The sequence below is a fragment of the Deltaproteobacteria bacterium genome, from assembly GCA_016213065.1.
Taxonomy (GTDB): Bacteria; UBA10199; UBA10199; order SPLOWO2-01-44-7; family SPLOWO2-01-44-7; genus JACRBV01.
The window spans coordinates 1-5,195 of the sequence record JACRBV010000034.1 but is presented as its reverse complement, the minus strand read 5'-3'; the positions used below and the strand labels follow the sequence as shown (position 1 = coordinate 5,195).

7 protein-coding genes are annotated in these 5,195 nt (G+C 47.0%); 2 read left to right on the top strand and 5 right to left on the bottom strand.

The features are described from left to right. The 4 genes from HY877_01795 to HY877_01780 all read right to left on the bottom strand — a co-directional run. On the bottom strand, nt 1-283 hold a 283-nt coding region (locus HY877_01795), incomplete at its 3' end, for a hypothetical protein (GenBank protein ID MBI5299015.1). A 16-nt stretch (nt 284-299) separates the two neighbouring features. Continuing rightward, nucleotides 300-980, bottom strand: coding sequence for a hypothetical protein (locus HY877_01790; protein ID MBI5299014.1), 681 nt, complete (start codon nt 978-980; stop codon nt 300-302). Nucleotides 981-1,032: 52 nt separating this feature from the next. Beyond that, nucleotides 1,033-1,458 carry a hypothetical protein gene (locus HY877_01785; protein MBI5299013.1) on the bottom strand — a complete coding sequence of 142 codons (426 nt, stop codon included), beginning with the start codon at nt 1,456-1,458 and terminating at the stop codon, nt 1,033-1,035. 14 nt (nt 1,459-1,472) lie between these two features. Then, on the bottom strand, nt 1,473-2,927 hold the full coding sequence (locus tag HY877_01780) for a tetratricopeptide repeat protein (GenBank protein MBI5299012.1): 1,455 nt from the start codon (nt 2,925-2,927) through the stop codon (nt 1,473-1,475). Nucleotides 2,928-3,025: 98 nt separating this feature from the next. On the opposite strand from HY877_01780, the gene glpX reads away from it, so the two are divergent. Further along, complete coding sequence (glpX, locus tag HY877_01775) at nt 3,026-3,982, top strand: class II fructose-bisphosphatase (protein MBI5299011.1); 957 nt, start codon at nt 3,026-3,028, stop codon at nt 3,980-3,982. A 154-nt stretch (nt 3,983-4,136) separates the two neighbouring features. After that, nucleotides 4,137-4,595 carry an SRPBCC family protein gene (locus HY877_01770; protein ID MBI5299010.1) on the top strand — a complete coding sequence of 153 codons (459 nt, stop codon included), beginning with the start codon at nt 4,137-4,139 and terminating at the stop codon, nt 4,593-4,595. Between the two features lie 312 nt (nt 4,596-4,907). Here HY877_01770 and HY877_01765 read toward each other — a convergent pair. Then, nucleotides 4,908-5,195 (bottom strand): hypothetical protein (locus tag HY877_01765; protein ID MBI5299009.1); only part of this gene is annotated, 288 nt, incomplete at its 5' end.

Genomic DNA, 5,195 nt, shown 5'->3' with positions numbered 1-5,195 from the left:
ACCGCATAAAACTCATAAAATCGGAAGGTCCGAAGGGATGGTCATTGCCATCGCCTTGGACTGAAGGGTCAAAGGTCATCCCCATTTGTCCTTTTGTGTCATCACCCATCCCCGAGGGTGCCGTGGTGACGGAACCGCCGCCGGAAGAAGGACCCGAATCCGAAGGAACGGACGGAGAAGCGGGTGCCGGAGAAGGGGGTTCGTGACACGGTTCCTCTCCGGCAAATCCGTTTGTGAAAAATAAAAGAACAACCAAAAAAGAAAATAAGACACTGGTTTTCATAAAATTTTTCCGAAATTTACCGTCCCAGCTTTGGAATGGAAACTTTTTCGGCGCCTTGCTTGGTGTCCGTCTGCTGTAAGTCCCATTCTAAAGAAATCCTTTTATTGCCGTAATCGGCTTGTTTGCCCAGCATCTTCAATGTTTCCTTGTGAAACGCCTCCATCTGTTTGTAAAGGCCATCCCTGCTTTCCCAGTTCCCATGTAGTTCCCTTATTATTCTGTCGGTCTCTCTGTCTAGGGGTTCCGTTGATCTGAAAATGGATAACTGTTCTTTCTTTTTGACAACATCATGCCATTCCTTAAAAAGTTTGTTATCCGCATCCACGATTTTTCGATACTGCTCCTCATTGTCTTTTTTCAGTCTCTCCAACTCATCCAGCCTGATTTTGGCATCCACTTCATTTTTTTTGGCCTCAAAAAGTTTGTCGAGAAGTTTTTTCCGTTCCGGGTTTTTTTCTTCTTCAAAACCGCTTTTGTCGGGAATGGCAGGATCAAACGTCAGACCCATCTGCTCTTTCGTACTCGAAGGTTCTGCGGGAACTGTCACGGAAGGCGGAGAAGGGGACGGCGCGCTTTCACTCGGAACTGTTGTCATCACGTCTTGAGGGGGTGGCTTTGATTCCGGACAATCCGGCCCGGCCAAAACCGCGGAAGAAATAATCAGGATCATTCCAAAAAGAAAAAGGATGCGTTTCATTAGGGTCAGTTTACTCTTTTTTCCGACCGAAGGGGATGGGTATTTTTACACCTCATCTGGTAAGCGGGGGAATAGAGGCATTTTGAGCGTCGAATCTGGGAACGCCAGGGTCCAAAAAGAGAGGGGAATCTCTACCCCTCACGTCAAAAGTGGGCGGAGAAACGCCGGTTCTAAGCGACGACGATTCATCAAAAAAAGTGACAGTTACCATGGAAGCCGTGGCCTGAGCGTTGATAATCGAAATAAATCCCTGTTCATCCACGCTATAAGTCAGGCCCATCTGCTCTTTTGTTGTTGCCGGTTCGCTGGAAGTGCTACTGGTAGTGGTCGTGCTGGAAGAAGAGGTATCAACCACACATTGGGTGGAATCAGAGATGCAGTCTTTGCCCGCCGGACAGGTGTAGCCCGTCGGACAAGCGAAGAGAGAAGGGGCATAAAACATTGTCAAAACCAAAATCAGCCCTCCCATCTTCATCATAAAAATTCCTCTCTTTAAAATTCCGCTGACAAACCCCCGCCGCCCTGCCATGCTCGATAATTAAACACCGCGATATTCGATTTGTTTCGCGTATAATTGGCGTGGAGAAAACCTTTTATCGGCCCAATAAACGGGACCTTAAACTGTACAGATACATTGGAAATATCATCACTGCGCTTAGTGCCTGTCGTCAAACTGTTGATTTTGGAATAGCGGTTCCAAGCCTGAGAAAATAGCAATTCTCCCATAACATCCTCATAGAAGGAATGGCTGACGCCGAAAATCAGAGTGTTTCCACCGTAATCAAAGTCGGATCCCGTGGCGCGATTCCACAAATGGAAGTATCCCAGACGAAAACGCAGTTTTGTTTCCGGAACCGAAAAGATGTTGTTCATCAAGACCGTGTGGGAATAGGAATCGCGGTTTTGATTGGCGTTGGACGGAAAAAAATAATCCGCCCATCCAAAATTATAACCGATTTCGGAAACCAGCCAATCCGCCAATTTCCAGCCAAACAGCGGTTTGATTCCGATTTGATCCCGAAACTTGGCCGTTTGAATTATTGAAAAATCATTGGAAAAGGTAATACCCAAAATTTTGGTTGGGTCAAAAGAATGGCGAAACTGCAGAAAGGAATAATTATCCAAAAAATGCAGACGGCCGCTCACTTCATAAAGATTGGCGAGAATCTGATTCCCCAGAGAAAATTGACTGGAATCCGAAAGATCAAAACGATAACTCCCACCCAAGGTTCCTGAGGCAAACGGGGACTCCTGCCGGGAAATATCGGCCGGACGTGTTACGCCGTTTCCCAGATTAATGGCGTTGGTATTGTAATTGCCGCCTATATTAGAATAAATTTTCCAATTTTTCCCCTTCTCACTCTTTGGGCCTTCGGTAGCACTTGGGGCCTGTCTTGTGCCTGAAATCCTCGAAAGATAAATTTCTGTGGTTTTTTTGAGATTGGGATCTTTTTTTGCGGCTTTTTTGAGATAACTTTCAGCCTTGGAATAATTTTTAAGTCCAAAATAGGCACGGCCGATAAATTCCAAGGTCTGCCCGCGGCCCGGATGTTCTTTTTCAAAGACTTCCAAAAGCGAAACAGCCTTTTTCCATTCCCCCAAACCCAGATAACTCCAGCCACGTTCGAAATTCCAATCGGGATGCACTCCTTTTTTAAGGCCTGCCCGATCCAGTTTTGGAGCCGAAAGTTCAAATTTCCCCAAACGGTTCAAAGCAACGCCTTGAAAAAAGAGTGCTGTTCCATCATTAGGATCGGCCTTGAAGGCCAGCTCAAACTGCTTTAGCGCCGATTCAAAATTTCCCTTCGTCAAAAAGGAATAGCCTTTCTGGACCAGTGATTTCGATTTATCGGAGGAGACGGCTTCCGTTGTCGGAAGCAAAAGAAGGAGTGCAATAAAAACAAAGAAGACTTTTTTATTTTTCTGCATCTGAAAACTAAAAACCATATTTTAAGAAATTCGTCAACAAAAGAACCAGCACGAAGATTTTGACGTTTGATTTTATTTTGACTTCAAGGGTGTCTCTTGATAGTTGAACCCCCATTATGGATCGTAACTTAGCTCTTGAATGTGTGCGTGTCACGGAAGCGGCGGCGCTTTCGTCGGCCCGATGGGTTGGTAAAGGGAAAGAAAAAGAATCCGATCAAGCGGCTGTCAATGCAATGCGGCTGACGCTGAACAATCTTCCTATACGCGGGCGCATTGTTATTGGCGAAGGAGAAAGAGACGAAGCGCCGATGCTTTTTATCGGGGAAGAAGTGGGAGCGGGGAAGGGCCCTGAGGTTGACATTGCCGTTGATCCTCTTGAAGGCACCACCATCACCGCGCAGGGGCGCTACAATGCTCTTGCAGTTATTGCCCTTGCCAACCGTGGTTGTTTTTTGAATGCCCCCGATACCTACATGGAAAAAATTGCAGTGGGTCCTGATGCTAAAGGGACTATCGATCTGACAAAAAGTCCCACGGAAAATCTCCGTAACATTGCCGCCGCCAAAAAAGTTTCTGTCGAAGATTTAACTGTCATTATTTTGGAGAGAGAACGCCATAAAGAATTGATCGCTGAAGTGCGCGAATCGGGTGCCCGTATTCGACTGATTCAAGATGGTGATATCTCCGCCGCCTTGGCCACCTGTTGGCCGGATCGTGGCGTGGATGTTTTGATGGGAACGGGCGGTGCTCCCGAAGGCGTGTTGGCCGCGGCGGCCCTTCGTTGCGTGGGTGGAGATATTCAGGGACGCCTTGTTTTCAGAAAAGAAGAAGAAAAAGAGCGCGCCAAGGCGATGGGTATCAGAGAATTCGAAAAAATTTACCGGATCGAAGAACTAGCGCGCGGTGATGTGATGTTCGCGGCAACCGGTGTCACCAATGGTGATTTTTTAAAAGGCGTTCGCTTCTTCCCGGGCGGTGCCGCGACGCATTCCATTGTTATGCGCTCGTCAACAGGCACAATTCGTTATCTGGAAGCGAGCCATAACTTTAAAACCAAGAAGCCTTCATTCTAATGGGCACATCCAGAAACGATGATAATCGGAAACCTCTCAAAACTGCCCAGATGCTAGGCGCCCGCAGGCCCGCAACCGGAGCGTACATGGAAGTACGTGAGGATTGCGGGCTTGCGGGCAACGACGCAGATGGGTGGTTTTCGGAGGTTCCCTAATGGTTTCACAATCGATCCTTATTCAGGCCCCCATTGACGTTGTCTATCATTGCATTGTCGATTTTGAGTCGTATCCGCAATTTCTTCCCGAAGTAAAATCCGCCAAAGTGGAATGGGTGGATGACAAAGAAATGGAAGTCGCCTTCAAAGTTAACCTCATCAAGGAAATTGCTTACACGCTTCATTTTGAACTCGATCCCTCCCGGTCCGTTTATTGGAAATTAAAACAGGGCGACATGATGAAGGCGAATAGCGGGAGTTGGGAGTTGAAGGCAAAAGGCGATAATACCACCCACGCCACTTATGCGATTGATATCCGTTTTGGTTTGTGGGTTCCCAACATGATTACACAAACACTGACAGAAAAAAGTCTTCCACAAACCCTGAAGCGATTCAAAAAACGGGCGGAGCAATTGAAATTCAAAAATCAAAAAGCAAAAATCAAAATTAAAGACTAAAAAATGCCTATGCACTTGAGTCCCGTTCTGTCATTCCCGCGAAAGCGGGAATCCAGAAACCGTTGAAATCACTGGATCCCCGCCTGCGCGGGGATGACAAAAAGGGAGTGGTGGAAAATGCTGAAATTTTCAAATTGTCATTCTGAGCGAAGCGAAGAATCCAATATTATCAAGTAGATCCTTCACTGCGTTCAGGATGACAACCATGAAAAACGCATTTTCCACCACTCCCAAAAAGAGGGCAAAGGTTTTCTTACGGGATTCAAGTGCATAGGCATTAGACTAAAATTTAACCTTTTGAATTTTAAATTGTCATTTTGATTTTTGATCTACAGCCTTCTGATAGCGGGCCAGAGCTAACAGTGGGAAATAGTACCGATAACCATGGTAGCGAATATAGAAGTGGCCCGGGAATCCTGTGCCCGTGGAATATTTTTCTTCCCAAACACCCTCTGCATCGGCGCGATCCAGAAGAAACTGAACGCGGCGCGGGTCGAGTTGGCGGAGCTGGAGCGGACGTACGGTGCCGCAGCGGCGGACAATGTGGAATCCAAGCGTCCGACGATGCGTGGCTTCAAGATCAGCCACGGTTCGATCGGT

Excerpts from the sequence above, each read along its gene's own strand:
- HY877_01770 (MBI5299010.1), top strand. The coding sequence starts at position 4,137 with ATGGTTTCACAATCGATCCTTATTCAGGCCCCCATTGACGTTGTCTAT.
- glpX (MBI5299011.1), top strand. The coding sequence starts at position 3,026 with ATGGATCGTAACTTAGCTCTTGAATGTGTGCGTGTCACGGAAGCGGCG.
- HY877_01790 (MBI5299014.1), bottom strand. The coding sequence starts at position 980 with ATGAAACGCATCCTTTTTCTTTTTGGAATGATCCTGATTATTTCTTCC.
- HY877_01785 (MBI5299013.1), bottom strand. The coding sequence starts at position 1,458 with ATGATGAAGATGGGAGGGCTGATTTTGGTTTTGACAATGTTTTATGCC.
- HY877_01780 (MBI5299012.1), bottom strand. The coding sequence starts at position 2,927 with ATGGTTTTTAGTTTTCAGATGCAGAAAAATAAAAAAGTCTTCTTTGTT.